This is a genomic window from Bradyrhizobium sp. ORS 111, assembly GCF_045571485.1.
GTDB lineage: Bacteria > Pseudomonadota > Alphaproteobacteria > Rhizobiales > Xanthobacteraceae > Bradyrhizobium.
The window spans coordinates 1,227,519-1,242,185 of the sequence record NZ_CP120701.1 but is presented as its reverse complement, the minus strand read 5'-3'; the positions used below and the strand labels follow the sequence as shown (position 1 = coordinate 1,242,185).

Here is a 14,667-nt window from a genome sequence, read left to right as displayed (position 1 = left end):
GAAATCACAGAAACCCGCATAGAATATAGCGAAGTTGCTTCCTCGAATCGGCATGTTCGAGTAGATTCGGACATGCAGCTCGATCTCAATAACTTGCCATCGGACACAACGCTTCTTCATCGTTTGGTGCGGGATATTGCAGAGACTGTCCAGCATCGAGACAGCGAGATCGAGCGTCTCCAGTCGATCATCAAACAGCTTCAACGAGCACAATATGGGCGTCGTTCCGAGCGCCTCGATGCTGGTCAACTCGCCCTTGGGCTTGAAGATCTTGGCGTCGATGTTGCCGCCGTCGAGGCCGATCAGGGTTCGGCGACTGCCGTCCCGCGGCCTCCGAATCCGCGTCCGAAGCGCAAACCACTGCCCGAGCATCTGCCGCGCGAAGACGTGGTGCTCCATGTCGATTGTGAAAGCTGCGGGTGCTGCGGCGGCCCTCTGCATGCGATTGGCGAGAGTGTCAGCGAGATGCTGGACTGGGTGCCGGCTCAGCTTCGCGTAGTGCGGATCACACGCCCGAAATATGCCTGCCGTACCTGCAACAAGGTCGTGCAAGCTGCGGCGCCGGAGAGACCGATCGCTGGCGGATTGGCAACAACAGCCCTGCTCGCCCACGTGCTGGTCAGCAAGTACTGCGATCACACCCCGCTCTACAGACAGTCGCAGATCTTCGCTCGACACGGTGTTGATCTCTGTCGTTCGACGCTGGCCGGATGGGTTGGCGGCGCGTGCTGGTGGCTGGAAGCTCTGCACGAGCGACTGTGCAAAAACGTGTTTGCCTCCGGTCATCTGTTCGCCGACGACACACCGGTTCCGGTGCTCGATCCTGGTCGCGGACGAACAAAGACCGGACGACTGTGGGTGTACGTCCGAGAGCAAAGACCCTGGAGCGGACCAGAGCCGCCGGCGGCAGTGTATCTGTTCGAGCCGGATCGCAGGGCGGAGCGTCCTGTATCCCATCTTACGCAGTTCAAAGGGGTCCTGCACGTTGACGGCTATGCCGGCTTCGAACATTTGACCAGCAATGGTGACGTCGTACTTGCTGCGTGCTGGGCGCACACGAGACGCAAGTTTTACGAGATCGTCGAAGCTACCGGATCGCCTGTTGCAGCGGAGGCCTTGCGTCGGATCGGAGAACTCTATGCAATTGATGCGCGGGTCCGCGGAAAATCTCCTGCCTATCGACTCGCTGAGCGGCGCTCCTTCTCGAAACCGATCGTAGAGGCACTTCATTCCTGGCTCGAAGCGCACCTTCCACGCCTGCCCGCAACAAGCACACTTGCTGAGGCGATCCGGTATGCCCTCTCGCGTTGGGAGGGATTGACGCGCTTCCTGCAGGACGGTCGCATTGAACTCGACACAAATCCAGTCGAACGCGCGATCCGACCCGTGGCGCTCGGCCGTAAGAACCACCTGTTTGCCGGCAGCGATGGCGGCGGCGACAGATGGGCGGTTCTCTGCTCGCTGATCGAAACTTGCAAACTCAACGATGTTGAACCCTACGAGTACCTGCGTGACGTGCTCACTCGAATGGTGCACGGCCACGCCATCAACCGACTCGACGAACTGCTGCCCTGGGCCTGGAGATCGAACAATCATGTCAAGACCTGACTAACCTGCAGCAGGTGGACGCATACGTCGTGGTCTCGTGGTCTGCCGGTCGCCGAATCCCGACAGAGCCACCGCGAGCTGGTAGCCAGTTCGCGAAGCCCCCACTGCTTCCGAGCGCTTGCGATAGCGATCGTTACCCGAAGGGCCGAGACACCCGAAGGGTGGCTCGGTGAGGAGCGAAGCGACGAGTAGAGCGCGGGCCGAAGGCATCGCCCATACGCCATCAGCACGTGCCACTTGCATGGTGAAGCATGACAAGGCTTGAGAACCCGCACACCTGATCATTGCGATGCTCCCGAATCCGATCGAGGGACGAACACGCCAAATGACCGAGGAACCGTGGGCGAAACATCGCCCGCCGAAATTGAGGTCGTGACACGGCTGGACGGCATGAGCGCCGGCAACCGATCGCGCGTTTTCATGAGATCGGATCGTGAGACGAATAGAGTCGCAACTGCTGATGACTGTCCGCTGGACGGCCATCTCGGCGGCAGCTCGTCGGCAAGCAGATTTGCAAGCTTTGCGACGTATGCACGCGTCTCGTCTGGCAGAGAGGCGCCTGCGAGATGGTCTTCGTAGCGTGCTGGTCCCGCATTGTACGCGGCAAACACGCCAGGCGAGCCATACCGATCCAGCAGTTCGCGCAGGTAGGCCGTACCGGCCAGAATGTTGTCGTGCGGATCGTAGGGGTCGTTGCCGAGATGATAGCGCTCGCGGAGGTCCGCCCAAGTCGCCGGCATGATTTGCATCAGGCCCATTGCTCCTCTGGGCGACTTGGCGTGCACGTCCCCAGCGCTTTCGATGCTGATGACCGAACCGATCCAGTTCACCGGAATTGCAAAACGCTGCGAGGCTTCGTCGATGAAAGCTGCAAACGGGTTGCTTGCTTGAGCAGCTGCTCGAGCTAGCGCCGATCCACTCTCGGCTAGAGCAGCACCGTCCGACGCAGCGAAAACAAGCAACAGCAACGCGACAGCCCAAACACCCACGCCCGACCGAGCCAGGCCTGCCGTCGTGCTCGCGCCTGTCCAGGGTAGAGCCGCTTCGCGCCGGCCGTGCGGCCGCCCTGGACTGCCGCGGCGCGCGCCGGCCCTGCAGGCGTTGGCCGGGACGGAGGAATGGTCTCGCGATCGATCGAAGAGAGGAATGGCGGGGTAAGAGCGTAGAATACGCACGATCACTCCTCCCACGTCCACACCGGGAGCGCACGGCCGATGACCGCCGACGCAGGCAAGAATCCAAAATATCGGCCATCCAGGGAGTCGTCGGACTGCCAGTTCATCAGAAACAGCTCGCCATCGCCGACGACGCGGCAGCCCTGCCATTTCGGCAGCGGCCTGCCGCGTCCGTCGCGGTCCCTCGCCTCGCCCACCGCGATGTCATCGACTGAAATCGTGAGGCCGGTTCGGCAAACACTCTGGCCCGGAAGGGCGAGCACGCGCTTCAGCATGGGCACGCCAATGGGCAAATAGCCGTTAAGGTCGAGGAAGGTCGCGAGCGGCTCCGGCGGCTGCACGGCCACCAATTCAGTGACCTGGAATTGGTCCGCCGATCGGAGGCGGTAGAGACCGATCTGCACGCTCGCGGATGCGTTCCAGATGTAAATCGGAAGCGGCTCCAGGACGATCGTCGCGATGAGCCCAGCAGCGGCCCCAATCGTCACGGCCAGCATCATTAAGCGTCCTGTCATCTCATCGCCCTTTGACGATGGAGCCAGGCCTGATGGCGCGCTTTCGTATACGGGCGCGGGTTTTCGTTGACGGACAGGCGGTTGTGAACGTGATGCCAATGATCAGGCGCGACGTCGGCCGGATCGATGCCGAGTGCCTCAATAGCATCGATCATCTGCAGCACGCGCTCGACCTTCGGCCAACCTGACAGGCGCAGCAGAATCTCACCGCCGGGTGTTACATACGGTACAGTCGAACAGCGCTGTCCCGGCGCGACTGCGCGCAAGATGTCGATCCGCGAAATGATCGTGCCAAAGTCGTTGGAGGTCCACCGGACGAAGGCAAAGATGCTACCTGGCGCAAATGACAGGACGCGCCGATGGCGATCAAGCTTCCGTTCCTTGACAATGCGACCGAACCGAACGCGGTTTTCGATGCGCTTCTCGAGCCACAATACTTCCACTTCCGTGAGATCGCTCATGCGGCGGCTCCATGACGCTGGAGCTGGCAAGCGTCAGCTTGGGGTGCAGTGGAGAGTGTGCGTGGCCAGCAATGGCAGGCCAGACTAGCGGACCGCCGTTTCCGGGTGCCGCCAATGTGGCTTTTCGCCTGGTCCGTTAGAAGAAATCCGAAGGATTTCTGGTTAGTAAAGTTAGAGCGGCTGGAAAGCGCGGAAAAACAAGCTATTAAGCTCGATTCCGGTCCCCGATAGCACGAGGATTGGGTCCCCGATAGCACGAGGGTTGCGGTCCCCGATAGCACGAGCTGATTCACAGGTTGTCCTCCCAACTTGGAATGAGACCGCGCCTACGCAGACGTGCCGTTAAGGGAGCAACAGGCGTTGGCGTGAAGTTCAGCCGGTCGATGCCGTTCGGGTCGCGCGTGAGCACGAGCTGATAGCCGGGCAATGTCTGACGCTGGACGATCTGGCGCACGTCGTAAGCAAAGTGCTTGAGCGGCGAGAGGATGCCGGACTTGGCATGGAGATGCACAAGGTCAAAGCTCCAGCCGCCATCCTGCCGACCGCCGTGCTTGCGGACGAGCCGGTAAAGCCACCGCTCAAGGCCGCCCGTTAGATCGAAGTAAGCGCGGTCGATCGTCAGCACCAGCGCGTCGTCGATCACGCCAGCATAGAACCAATCGGGCAGGATTAATTCGAGACCAAATGGACGTCCGTTTGCATCGGATGTCTCCTTCCACTCGTTGATCCAGGAGAAGCGATGCCGTCGCCGTTCTGCCGGCTGGCGGATCGATGTCAGCACAGTTGTTGACTGAAGTCGGTCGAGACCCGCCTTCAGCCGGTCGTAGTCACGTGCGCTGGTGCCGCGGCCGACGAACGTCAGAATTTCGTAAGGCGTTGCAGCCATGAGGCGCGACGTCTTCAAGCCTGCGTCACGGGCTTCCACGATCTGGGAGGCGGCCCAGATCAGAACGTCCGCGTCCCAAATGGTCGCCATGCCGTGTTCCGGAACGGCTTCGACCCGAATTGCGATCGCACCCGCGCGGAAATCGATCGGCACAATGCATTTGGTTTTTGCCAACGAAAAGAACGGGTAAGCCATCAGATCCTGCGCGTCGCGCGGAGCAAGATCGCCGGGCAAAGCCCGAAAGAGCTCAAGCTGCTCACGCTCAGAATGGTGCTTGCGCCGCATGGTCACTGCTCTCGCGCGGCAATCAGCGACGTTCCTGGCCCGCATAGGGGCGCAGCGCGGGATGCTTCTTGGCCGGCAGCACCGTTCCCTTCCCGGGGTCGGACGTCGAGGTCTTGGCGCCCCGGTCGGCCCATGCTTTCAGATCATCGACGGCGTAGACAACACGTCCGCCGATCTTCCTATACGTCGGCCCAGTACCGTAGGTGCGGTGCTTCTCCAGCGTGCGGCCGGACAGGCCAAGATAGCGCGCGGCCTCAGGTGTACGCAGGAATCGCGGGGGAAGACCGGCCATCGGATCGGGCATTTGAGAGCTCCAGGAGGACATCGCACTACGCTCGGCCAGGCCGGCGTGTGTGCGGTCATCATGGAGGAGCGCGGTTTCGGAGGGGGATGCCGAACATCGAGGGGGCGATTTTCGGCACCCCTTGGGTTCTGCGCTACTCGTCCTTGCGCCCGGGCCGCAGGAGTTTGCGGTAACCACCGCGCATCAACGCGAGGCCGCCTTGCACCAGGCGGATTGTTCGATTGCGCAGATCATGCGTTTTCCAGGCGCGGTCGGGGATGCGCTTTTTGCCGAACAGCGCTTCGGCGATAACGCGATAACTGCCGCCAGCGCTATGCGCATCGAGCGCGCGGATCGCGGCGCTCAGACGTTCGCGCCGCTGTCTGGATAGCCTATGAAATGCCGGACCTGGCACGCGTCCATTCATCGCGCGCCACAGCCGTCGGGCTGCATAGGCACGTGCGCCGAAATCGCCGTCAAACGGCAATTCGGCAGTATAGGACGCTCCGAGCACCGGCGGCTCTTTGGACCAGACACGGTGATCTACCGCACCGATGCGCAGCACGGCGTGCCAGCCGTCGACAGCGCGGCGCACCTGGCCAGCTGTAAGGTCAAGCAGTGGCTGAGACGCCAACACGACGTCGGCCGTCGAGGCAACCTTGACCGGAACGACCGCCGCTAAAACCTCAGGCGCCCAAAAGATCGTCTGCTCGTCAAAGGACCTCTGCGGGTCATGGGCGAAAGCAGATACCCCATTTCCTCCTGAATTCGTCAGTCACTTCGCCGTTCGGACTGTTGGCAATCATCATCTTGTACTCACGCCGATAGTCGGCGTTGCGGCGGAGACATTCCCAGGTGATGTCGGTGACTTCCGCGTCTTGTAGGCTCTTGTAGGATTCCGGCGACCGCCAGTCGAATTCAGGCATTGCTTCCGCCCCATTGCACGCAGCTAACAACGATTGCAGCGCAATAGGTATGAACGAAGCGGTTGTAGGAAGCCCCTAGTTTGGCACCACGTGGTGCCCCGGAATGACCACCAATTAGCAAAAGAAAACAATTCTGCCCGCAAGACGCCAGCCCGCAGTCTTATTCTATTTCGAGGCGGTGCCGCGTAACAGGCGCCCTTGCTCGGTCACCCATTTGGCACGCGCAAGGTGACTCTGATATGCGCTCCGCGCACGGTCCAGCTCTCGCTCGGGGTCCATATGCAAGACCACTCGAGCCACTTCGCGCCAGTCCGCCCCCTCACCTTCAGCCTGCAGAAGACGCATGTATGTGACGACATGCTGTTCGTCGTAGGTCGTCAGCGTCGGCTCGCTCGGCGCGACATCCGCGACATCAGGATCTAATGGCGGCCCATTCATATCTATTCGTGGCCTTCGATGGAAACCCAGGATCAAAGTATCTGAATAGATTGGTTATAGCCAGTGGTTTGATGGTCTACACGGTGGCTGCTTTTGCGCATGAAAGCTCGTGCGCTTGTGGCCTGGAATGTCCGCCGAATCCGCGTCGCTCGCGGTATTCCGCAAGAGCAATTGGCTTATGATGCTGAGATTGATCGTTCATATATGAGCGGCTTGGAGCGACAAACCGAGAATCCGACCATTGATCTGCTCGAGCGACTCGCCGAGACGCTAGGTGTTCGGCTCTCAGAATTTTTTCTTGAACCGCCCAAGGGAGCCGCCACGCCAAAGCCATTGGCCAAGGGCCGGAAACGGATTCGTCCCAGCCCTAAGAGAAAGTAATCGCTGCACGGCCGTGTACTCAGCGGGTCATCGGGGGTACCAGATGCATTCCAAGGGACACCCCGTGCTGGCCGAAGCGGACAAGGGTTCAGATTTCAGGTCTGCCAGTCTGGCCGAGATTATCAAACGGCTAGGAAGCGGAAGTCATGGGCTGAAATGAGAGAGGCCGCTAGGTGCGGCTCCTAGTTCATCTTGCGCCGGAGCTGTTGGATGATCTCCCTCAGCCCAGCGGCATACTCCTCGATGATGCGTCGCGCCTCATCCAGCCGTGAGGGCTTGGCTTCCTTGTCCTCGGTCTGTTTGTCAGGTTCGGCCATGGTCCGATGGTCAGGTGTGGAGCGTGCGTCCTCTTGAGATAGATCAAGGAAGGCACCTCACATTCCCAGCTCTCTCCGGATCATGTCCCTGTGCTCAACATGCGAGGCGCGAAGCAGGCGGTACGTGGCTAGAATGTCTAGGGCGAGTTCGGTAGATTGGCCCGCGTGTTCTAGCTTGTCAATGATTTCGATCTGGCGGGCAATATGCTTGTCACTCAGCGCAACGTGGCGCTCAGCCTGAGCTAGGTGTGCCCGGATAAGTCGAAAGTCCATCCGCATAGCATACGCCTAATCAGGTCACTCTAAAGAACAAAACACTCCGCTGGTCGGAAACAGCCCGGCGCCCTCGGTTGAAATAGGAAGGCCAAGGGTCCGCTCAGGATCAGACTCTGATCCGCTCGGTCACGATGAGAGGATCTATGAGAGACAGAGCGCAGTTGCGCGGGCGGACCAGGCAGCTGCGAAGTGCCTTGTAGGCTTTGAACAAGCCCCGCCCGATTTGGTCGGACGAGGCTTGATGGTGCGCTCTTACTCGCCGGTCTTGCGCGGCCGCGACCACAGCAGGGTGTAGCCTTCACCGCCTTCGTCGTCGAACAGGTTCGCGTAGATCGGCGCGTTGAAGGAGGGATCGTCGAGCTTGAGCGAGAGGTAGTCGCGGCCCTCCTCGGAACGCTTCGACCAGGCTGCCCCGATCTCGGCTCGGCCCACGTAGATGCGGTGGCTGGGAGCGTTGTCGTTGGATCGGTTGGTCTCGGCGACGATGCGAACGCCCTTGGCCTTCAGGCTCAGGGTCACGATCTCGCCCTGGAATTCGTTCCCGACCTTCTTGAAAGAGCCGATGTTAGCCATGTCACTTCTCCTGTTGTGTTTCGAGCCCGCGACCACCGCGGCCTCGATGGCGATCTAGGGCCGAGGACGATCGGCGACGCACCCGCTTGGGCCGGAGCGCAGCGGAGGACGTCGTTGTGGCGACTTTCTTGTCTCGCGAGGAATGGGCGTAGCCCAGGGGAAGAAAGTCGCATCAACGGCGTTGCGGCTCAGACGATCGAGGCAAAGCCGGTTTTCGGCCAGATCAAGCCATCAACGAGGCCACGTGCGTCCGCGTGCTGAACCACAATCTTACGGAGAAGCGTGGCTATCTCGTTTTGTCGAACAAGAGGTCGGAACGATTCAGCGGGGAAAGAGAAACAATCTCCTGCAAAAGGCGGCATCGTCTCCCAACGACCGATCGAGGTTAACGCGGCTCCGCCGCGGATGCGGTGGGCCACGCCGAATGCCGGCAGCTTGATCGAGGAGGTCAGAGGAGGCCTGCCTCGCCCGCGCTCAGGTTTCGATCATCCCCCGTTCACAGCGCCGATCTACGCGCACCTGTTCGACGATGACGACGGGAAACGGTCATCCCTCGGGCCATGCGGCCGTAAGAACTGGTCAGGACGGGTTCTCCACCACCCCACCCGGCTCGAACGGGCGGGTCTCCGCCAAAACCATCAAGCGCGTCCATGATGTAAGGCCGATGCAAACCGCGCCCAGGCAAGCGAAGACCTCACGCCAAGCCAGCGAAGGCACCCCGATCTGGGACACGACGAACACCACATGATAGCCGGCGACGGCGGCGGTAACAGCGAATGCTATCGCGATCGCAATGCGCAAGGCCGAGGACCGAGTAACAGCAAAGGCAACCTGGCCGAGGACGAGAGTCAACGCACCGCCGGCCGTTCCAAGAAGAAGAGCGCCGATGAGGCCGGCACCGCTCTGAAACGCCGTCATTCCGATACTCAGTGCGACGAAAAACGGCAGGGCATACACTGCGAGCGCGAAAATCGCCCAGCAGAATAGGCCTATGCCGAGTGTGTTGAGAACAAGCCCAATAGCGAGCATGGTGGTGGCTCCATGTGCATAGATGTACCGGTCGCGCCTTCCACCACCACCACGGCGCAACCCTAGATATGAGACCGAAACGAGGCGGAGTTGCGACGCATGCAACTCCGTCTCGTCGTTTAGAGGGCTGGAAGACGGCGCTCACGCGCCGCCGAACCTCCAGACGGGGATGCCGAGGCGCTTCGCCTTATCGGCAAGGTTGTCCTGAATTCCCGTGCCGGGGAAGTACATGACGCCGATCGGCAGGAGTTCGAGCATGGCGTCGTTGCGCTTGAAGGGTGCCGCCTTGGCGTGCTTCGTCCAGTCGGGCTTGAAAGCGATCTGGGCCACCTTGCGAGTGGTCGCCCATTTGGAGGCGATCAGTTCGGCCCCCTTCGGGGAGCCGCCATGGAGCAGGACCACGTCGGGATGCTTGGCGTGAACCTTGTCAAGACGATCCCAGATGAGGCGGTGGTCGTTGAAGTCGAGCCCTCCGGTAAGCGCGATCTTCGGTCCTGCCGGCAACAGGACCTCGGTCTCGGCGCGGCGCTTCGCCGCGACGAAGTCTCGGGAGTCGATCATCGCTGCGGTCAGGGTACGGTGGTTCACCAGCGATCCCGATCGGGGGCGCCAGAATGAGCCTGTGTGTGTCTCAAAGCGCTCGATGGCCTGGTCGCGGAAGAGCTCCAGGCAGTTGCGGCGCTCGATCAGTGTGATGCCTTCAGCCGTCAGGCGCTCGAGTTCAACCGATCGAACTTCGGAGCCGTTCTGCTCGCGCTGGCTCTTCTGCTGCGCCTGTTCGTTGTCGTCGAGCTGACGTTCGATGCGGTCGACGGCACGATGGAACAGGTTGACGGTCGACCACAGCAGATCGTCAAGGTCTGGCTCGAGCCGAGTGTCGCTCAACGTCGCGACCAGGGCATCGAAGATGTCAGCAACCGCGCCAGCAACGATTTTGCCCTCGGGGAGTGGCCGTGGATCGGGCTGGTCGTCGAAGGGGCGGTAACCGAAGAGCTGCAATTCGGTGAGAGCATGGTCGGTTGGAGACGTGGCGTGCGGCGGTTCGATGTCGTCGTGATCGGTCATGAGAGAGGTCCTTGCCGGATCGGCCGCGACCATCGCGGCCTTCGTGGCGATCACTCAGACGGCAGGCGGAACGGGCCAGAACCCGGAGCGGCTTGTCCGCCGAAGCCCGCAGGGCGTAGGCGGAAGCGGAGGGCCGAAGCGCAGCGGAGGATGGCGGAGGCCGGCTATTTTGCTTCGCGATGCAAAGCGCGCCCGCCAGATGGCTAATCTGCCATTCGCGTCGCCGGCGCGCGGCGGAAAATAGCCGGACGTAGCCATTGCCGGCCCGAGCCGCTTGCCGTCCGATCGCCCACTAGAAGGCCGTGGTCGCGTCTCTCCCGGCATTGGCCTCGGCGTGATCGATCTCGACGCCGATGGAAGCGCCCCGGCTATTCCGCGGCTACCGCCGGAGAATGCAGGAAGCGCGCGACGTCCTCTGGTACGAGTTGAAGCCACAAGCGTGCTCGGAGAGCATCGATCCCGAAGATGTGCAGATCTTCGTTGAAGTCGCCCAGTTGAGGCGACAGCGGGATCGCTTCAATGCCGACGGCTTCCGCGCGCTGGGTCAGAATAGTCTGCACGGCATCTCCGGCAGCATCGTCATCGCGGGCGATATAGAGCCGACGCAGACCAGATGGCAGCAGCATGGCTGCGAGGTGATTGGCCGAGAGCGCAGCGGCCATGGGCAGGGTCGGCAGTGCGTAACGCAATGACAGCATGGTCTCGATGCCCTCGCCGGCGGCGAGCACGTCATCGACCACGCCGAAACGGACAGCATTGCCGAGCAAGTCGCCCATGGCGCGTCGTGGCGTGTCGATCGGAGCCTTGCCGAGCCGCAGGCGATCAAAGCCGTCTGGATCGAGCCAGGTGCGGTGTACGCCGGTGATGCGTCCCTCGAGGTCCGTGACAGAGGCTATCATCGCCGGCCAGGTTTCGGTCGACGAATGCTCATCCGGTCGATAGTAGCAACGAGGATGGAAGCGCAAGCTGCCACCATGGTTGATGCAAGTAATTCCGCGACGCTGCAAGTACGCCTCGGCTAATGTCCCTTCAATCGGGCTGGATAGCGCAGAGAGCCGACGAGCGGCTTCCTGCGATCCGGCCGGCGCGACTGAACGAATGGGTTTCGGAGCGAATTGCTGTTCTGAACGAGGCAGCTTTAGAAACCGCCTCGCCTCCTTGGCGACCTCGCGAAAGTCTCGCAACGCCATAGTTTCGCGGATAATGTCGAGGAGATCGCCATGTTCTCCGGTCGCGGCGTCGGTCCATTTCCCAGCGGGTCCCTTCGGCGATTCCTGGAGCCGCACGAACAACGAGCGGCCCGGCGTGTTGTAGACGTCGCCGACCACCCAGTACCGCCCCGCCCGCTTGCCATTGGAGAGATAGTGTCGGCACACCGCCTCGGCCTCGCGCGCGAGGCGGCGTGCCAGTTCGGAGGCATCGCGGGACATCACGCGGCCTCCCGCTCACTGATGCCCGCAACCGGATAGGTGTTGAGCACCCTCGACAGGACCTCGATGCCGCTTAAGTCGGTAGGCACGAACATACGCAGCTTCCAGGAGATGATCTCCCCAAAGAGTCCGTAGGCCCGCAGGCGATCGCGCATCGTGTCGTTGAGGCCTGACAGCTCGATGCGGTAGGCACCCATCATCCGGACGCGACGAAGCTGGAGATCCTCCGCGAGGTCGAGCACGGTCCGTCCTTCCATCAGTGCTGCAAACGCAGCGTCCGGCGTCAGCGAAGGCGCGTCCGTCGTAACGACGTTTGCGACCCACGCGGCCGAAACCTTGCGGCCGATGATGCGTTCGCCCGCATCGGTCTGAAGCCGATAGACACGGGTCGATTCGTTCGGCAGCCGCTTCCAGATGGGGAGCAGCAAGCCCGCCACAATGTGGATGGTGCTTTCCGTGAACTTGGGCACCTCGGCAAGCTCCGCCAGCCAGGTCGTAGCAAAACGTTCACGATCCGCTTCGTGCCAATGACTCTCGACCATGGTGGTCAAGGGGACCGTGTGCTGATCCATCGGCCGGATCAGACGGACGCGCCGCTCGATCTCGCCGTCATCGAGCATGACGCTCGCCGCGGGGACCTGCACGGCGGCTCGTCCCGAGCGCTCATTGACGAGCAGGACGGCCTGACGATCGGAAAGATGAGCAAGAGCGTCATCCAGACTCACCGGATGATTGCGCTGGCGCTGGGCGACCGTGAGCAGCCGGGTCTCGGCGCCGGTCCCCGGATGGTCATAGATCGTCCGCCGGTCGGTGACGACAAAGCTCTCGGCGCGGAGGGTTTCCAACCCCACGTCGTAGGTGCCGGATGCAACCGCGCCTTCGATCCGAGCGGTCAAGAGCTGCTCGAAGGCGGTGAACAGCACATTCTGTAGGTCGATGGTGAGCGCCAATAACCTGTTCAGAAAGGTCGTGATCGGCGGCAGGTCATCCCTGAGCCCATTGACATCCATGAGCTTCAGACCGGTCGCATCCTCGAACCTCCCAAGCGAGCAGCCGTCGACCTTGCCTCGCGCGAGCAGCGTGTAGAGCTGACGCAACGCATCACGTCCGTACTGGCTTTCGAGATTGTCCTCGGACCGGAACAGCCCCTGCCCTCCGGTCTGGCGTTGGCCACGGGTAATGGCTCCTAATGTATCGAGCCGGCGGGCAATGGTGCTGAGAAAGCGCTTTTCGGCCTTCACGTCGGTCGCGATGGGACGAAACAGGGGCGGCTGCGCCTGATTGGTCCGGTTGGTACGGCCAAGTCCCTGGATCGCGGCATCGGCCTTCCAGCCGGGCTCGAGCAGGTAGTGGACCCGCAAACGGCGATTCCGGGCCGAGAGTTCGGCGTGGTAGCTCCTCCCCGTGCCGCCCGCGTCGGAGAACACGAGGATACGCTTGACGTCGTCCATGAAGGCCGATGTCTCAGCTAGATTGGCCGAACCAACGCGGTTTTCGACCACCAATCGGTCGCCCTTACGAATGACGCGGCGCGAGCGGCCGGTCACTTCGGCGACCATGTCGGTGCCGAAGCGCTGGACGATTTGATCCAGCGCGCCGGGTACCGGAGGCAGCGAGGCGAGTTTCTCGATGAGGCGGCCGCGTCGTGCTACGGCTTCCCGGCTCTCAACCGGCTGGCCATCGCGATAGACAGGCCGAGAGCAGAGGTTGCCCTCCGAGTCTGTAAAGGGTTCGTAGAGCTGGACCGGGAAGGAATGGGCGAGATAGTCGAGCACATACTCGCGCGGGGTAATGTCGACCTGGACGTCGCCCCAATCTTCGGTCGGGATCTCGGCGAGCCGACGCTCGATCAGCGCTTCGCCCGTTGAAACAATCTGGATGACAGCTGCATGGCCGGCTTCGAGATCGCGGTCGATCGATTGGATGAGCGACGGCGTCTTCATCGAGGTCAGCAGATGGCCGAAGAAGCGCTGTTTGGCGCTCTCGAAGGCGGATCGGGCCGCGGATTTTGCTTGCCCGTTCAGCGTTCCGGTCTCGCCGGTAATGTTGGCGGCCCGCATCGCCGCGTCGAGGTTGTTATGGATTATGCTGAACGCATCTGCATAAGCGTCGTAGATGCGAACCTGCTCCGGTGTAAGCTGGTGTTCGACGAGCTCGTACTCGATGCCCTCATAGGACAATGAGCGGGCCGCGTAGAGACCGAGCGCCTTGAGGTCGCGCGCCAGCACCTCCATCGCCGCGACGCCACCCTCCTCGATCGCCTCGATGAACTCGGCGCGTGTGGCGAATGGGAAATCGGCACCACCCCAAAGGCCGAGGCGTTGGGCATAAGCGAGGTTGTGGACCGTGGTGGCGCCCGTTGCCGACACATAAACCACGCGAGCGTTGGGCAAGGCGTGCTGGAGCCTCAGGCCCGCCCGTCCCTGCTGAGAGGCTGCCTGCTCGCCGCGCTCGCCCTTGCCCCCGACCGCGTTCTGCATGGCATGGCTCTCGTCGAAGACGATCACTCCGTCGAAGTCCGAGCCCAACCATTCGACGATCTGCCTGACACGCGAAAGCTTTTCGCCGCGCTCGTCGGTCCGTAGCGTAGCGTAGGTGGTAAAAAGGATGCCTTCCGAGAGCCGGATCGGAGTGCCCTGGCGAAACCGAGACAAGGGCGTAACAAGCAACCGCTCCATGCCGAGCGCGGACCAATCACGCTGCGCGTCCTCGATCAGCTTGTCGGACTTGCTGACCCAGATCGCACGACGACGGCCCTTGGACCAGTTGTCGAGCAAAATCCCGGCGACCTGCCGCCCCTTGCCCGCCCCGGTGCCATCGCCCAAAAACCAGCCGCGGCGAAAGCGGATGGCGTTCTCTGCGTCGTCGCGCGCGGCTGCCACAACATCAAAGGTCGTGTCGACCGTCCAGGAGCCTGCCAGGAATTCGGAATGCGCTTCGCCGGCGTAGATGATGCTCTCGAGCTGAGCGTCCGACAGAAGTCCATCCGCCACCAGACTCGAAGGCAGGTGCGGCCGGT

16 protein-coding genes are annotated in these 14,667 nt (G+C 61.9%); 2 read left to right on the top strand and 14 right to left on the bottom strand.

Annotated elements, in window-relative coordinates; genetic code table 11:
• Nucleotides 1-72 precede the first annotated feature (72 nt).
• Nucleotides 73-1,608, top strand: a complete 1,536-nt coding sequence (gene tnpC / locus P6U30_RS05715) for an IS66 family transposase (RefSeq protein WP_407168533.1) — start codon at nt 73-75, stop codon at nt 1,606-1,608.
• Between the two features lie 281 nt (nt 1,609-1,889).
• Here the strand turns inward: tnpC and P6U30_RS05710 are convergent, their stop codons facing one another.
• The 8 genes from P6U30_RS05710 to P6U30_RS05675 all read right to left on the bottom strand — a co-directional run bounded on the left by P6U30_RS05710 (nt 1,890) and on the right by P6U30_RS05675 (nt 6,577).
• Entirely contained in the window at nt 1,890-2,576 is a 687-nt protein-coding gene (locus tag P6U30_RS05710; protein WP_407168532.1) for a lytic transglycosylase domain-containing protein, read from the bottom strand.
• Nucleotides 2,577-2,785: 209 nt separating this feature from the next.
• Nucleotides 2,786-3,298, bottom strand: coding sequence for a S26 family signal peptidase (locus tag P6U30_RS05705; protein WP_407168531.1), 513 nt, complete (start codon nt 3,296-3,298; stop codon nt 2,786-2,788).
• Nucleotides 3,295-3,759 carry a DUF2840 domain-containing protein gene (locus P6U30_RS05700; RefSeq protein WP_407168530.1) on the bottom strand — a complete coding sequence of 155 codons (465 nt, stop codon included), beginning with the start codon at nt 3,757-3,759 and terminating at the stop codon, nt 3,295-3,297. Before P6U30_RS05700 ends, P6U30_RS05705 begins: the two co-directional genes overlap by 4 nt.
• A 289-nt stretch (nt 3,760-4,048) precedes the next feature.
• Nucleotides 4,049-4,930: a replication initiator protein A gene (locus P6U30_RS05695; RefSeq protein ID WP_407168529.1), complete on the bottom strand. Its 882-nt coding sequence runs from the start codon at nt 4,928-4,930 to the stop codon at nt 4,049-4,051.
• 22 nt (nt 4,931-4,952) lie between these two features.
• On the bottom strand, nt 4,953-5,234 hold the full coding sequence (locus tag P6U30_RS05690) for an AlpA family transcriptional regulator (RefSeq protein WP_008561544.1): 282 nt from the start codon (nt 5,232-5,234) through the stop codon (nt 4,953-4,955).
• 133 nt (nt 5,235-5,367) lie between these two features.
• On the bottom strand, nt 5,368-5,808 hold the full coding sequence (locus P6U30_RS05685; RefSeq protein ID WP_407168528.1) for a DUF2285 domain-containing protein: 441 nt from the start codon (nt 5,806-5,808) through the stop codon (nt 5,368-5,370).
• Nucleotides 5,809-5,944: 136 nt separating this feature from the next.
• Nucleotides 5,945-6,139, bottom strand: coding sequence for a transcriptional regulator domain-containing protein (locus P6U30_RS05680; protein ID WP_407168527.1), 195 nt, complete (start codon nt 6,137-6,139; stop codon nt 5,945-5,947).
• A 165-nt stretch (nt 6,140-6,304) separates the two neighbouring features.
• Nucleotides 6,305-6,577 (bottom strand): DUF2285 domain-containing protein, encoded by a 273-nt coding sequence (locus P6U30_RS05675; protein WP_407168526.1) that lies wholly within the window; start codon nt 6,575-6,577, stop codon nt 6,305-6,307.
• A gap of 99 nt (nt 6,578-6,676) precedes the next feature.
• On the opposite strand from P6U30_RS05675, the gene P6U30_RS05670 reads away from it, so the two are divergent.
• On the top strand, nt 6,677-6,958 hold the full coding sequence (locus P6U30_RS05670; protein ID WP_407168525.1) for a helix-turn-helix domain-containing protein: 282 nt from the start codon (nt 6,677-6,679) through the stop codon (nt 6,956-6,958).
• 182 nt (nt 6,959-7,140) lie between these two features.
• Here the strand turns inward: P6U30_RS05670 and P6U30_RS05665 are convergent, their stop codons facing one another.
• The 6 genes from P6U30_RS05665 to P6U30_RS05640 all read right to left on the bottom strand — a co-directional run bounded on the left by P6U30_RS05665 (nt 7,141) and on the right by P6U30_RS05640 (nt 14,641).
• Nucleotides 7,141-7,275 (bottom strand): hypothetical protein, encoded by a 135-nt coding sequence (locus P6U30_RS05665; RefSeq protein WP_407168524.1) that lies wholly within the window; start codon nt 7,273-7,275, stop codon nt 7,141-7,143.
• Nucleotides 7,276-7,803: 528 nt separating this feature from the next.
• Nucleotides 7,804-8,124, bottom strand: a complete 321-nt coding sequence (locus P6U30_RS05660) for a DUF736 domain-containing protein (protein WP_006018714.1) — start codon at nt 8,122-8,124, stop codon at nt 7,804-7,806.
• Nucleotides 8,125-8,703: 579 nt separating this feature from the next.
• Nucleotides 8,704-9,153, bottom strand: coding sequence for a hypothetical protein (locus P6U30_RS05655; protein ID WP_407168523.1), 450 nt, complete (start codon nt 9,151-9,153; stop codon nt 8,704-8,706).
• Between the two features lie 141 nt (nt 9,154-9,294).
• On the bottom strand, nt 9,295-10,218 hold the full coding sequence (locus tag P6U30_RS05650) for a DUF2493 domain-containing protein (RefSeq protein ID WP_407168522.1): 924 nt from the start codon (nt 10,216-10,218) through the stop codon (nt 9,295-9,297).
• A gap of 368 nt (nt 10,219-10,586) precedes the next feature.
• Nucleotides 10,587-11,648, bottom strand: coding sequence for a toprim domain-containing protein (locus tag P6U30_RS05645; RefSeq protein ID WP_407168521.1), 1,062 nt, complete (start codon nt 11,646-11,648; stop codon nt 10,587-10,589).
• Complete coding sequence (locus tag P6U30_RS05640) at nt 11,648-14,641, bottom strand: strawberry notch family protein (protein WP_407168520.1); 2,994 nt, start codon at nt 14,639-14,641, stop codon at nt 11,648-11,650. Before P6U30_RS05640 ends, P6U30_RS05645 begins: the two co-directional genes overlap by 1 nt.
• Between the last annotated feature and the right edge of the window lie 26 nt (nt 14,642-14,667).

What these genes read in the sequence shown, in the direction of transcription:
- tnpC (WP_407168533.1), top strand. Translation starts at nt 73, where the DNA reads ATGCAGCTCGATCTCAATAACTTGCCATCGGACACAACGCTTCTTCAT.
- P6U30_RS05705 (WP_407168531.1), bottom strand. Translation starts at nt 3,298, where the DNA reads ATGACAGGACGCTTAATGATGCTGGCCGTGACGATTGGGGCCGCTGCT.
- P6U30_RS05700 (WP_407168530.1), bottom strand. Translation starts at nt 3,759, where the DNA reads ATGAGCGATCTCACGGAAGTGGAAGTATTGTGGCTCGAGAAGCGCATC.
- P6U30_RS05695 (WP_407168529.1), bottom strand. Translation starts at nt 4,930, where the DNA reads ATGCGGCGCAAGCACCATTCTGAGCGTGAGCAGCTTGAGCTCTTTCGG.
- P6U30_RS05690 (WP_008561544.1), bottom strand. Translation starts at nt 5,234, where the DNA reads ATGCCCGATCCGATGGCCGGTCTTCCCCCGCGATTCCTGCGTACACCT.
- P6U30_RS05680 (WP_407168527.1), bottom strand. Translation starts at nt 6,139, where the DNA reads ATGCCTGAATTCGACTGGCGGTCGCCGGAATCCTACAAGAGCCTACAA.
- P6U30_RS05675 (WP_407168526.1), bottom strand. Translation starts at nt 6,577, where the DNA reads ATGAATGGGCCGCCATTAGATCCTGATGTCGCGGATGTCGCGCCGAGC.
- P6U30_RS05670 (WP_407168525.1), top strand. Translation starts at nt 6,677, where the DNA reads ATGAAAGCTCGTGCGCTTGTGGCCTGGAATGTCCGCCGAATCCGCGTC.
- P6U30_RS05665 (WP_407168524.1), bottom strand. Translation starts at nt 7,275, where the DNA reads ATGGCCGAACCTGACAAACAGACCGAGGACAAGGAAGCCAAGCCCTCA.
- P6U30_RS05660 (WP_006018714.1), bottom strand. Translation starts at nt 8,124, where the DNA reads ATGGCTAACATCGGCTCTTTCAAGAAGGTCGGGAACGAATTCCAGGGC.
- P6U30_RS05655 (WP_407168523.1), bottom strand. Translation starts at nt 9,153, where the DNA reads ATGCTCGCTATTGGGCTTGTTCTCAACACACTCGGCATAGGCCTATTC.
- P6U30_RS05650 (WP_407168522.1), bottom strand. Translation starts at nt 10,218, where the DNA reads ATGACCGATCACGACGACATCGAACCGCCGCACGCCACGTCTCCAACC.
- P6U30_RS05645 (WP_407168521.1), bottom strand. Translation starts at nt 11,648, where the DNA reads ATGTCCCGCGATGCCTCCGAACTGGCACGCCGCCTCGCGCGCGAGGCC.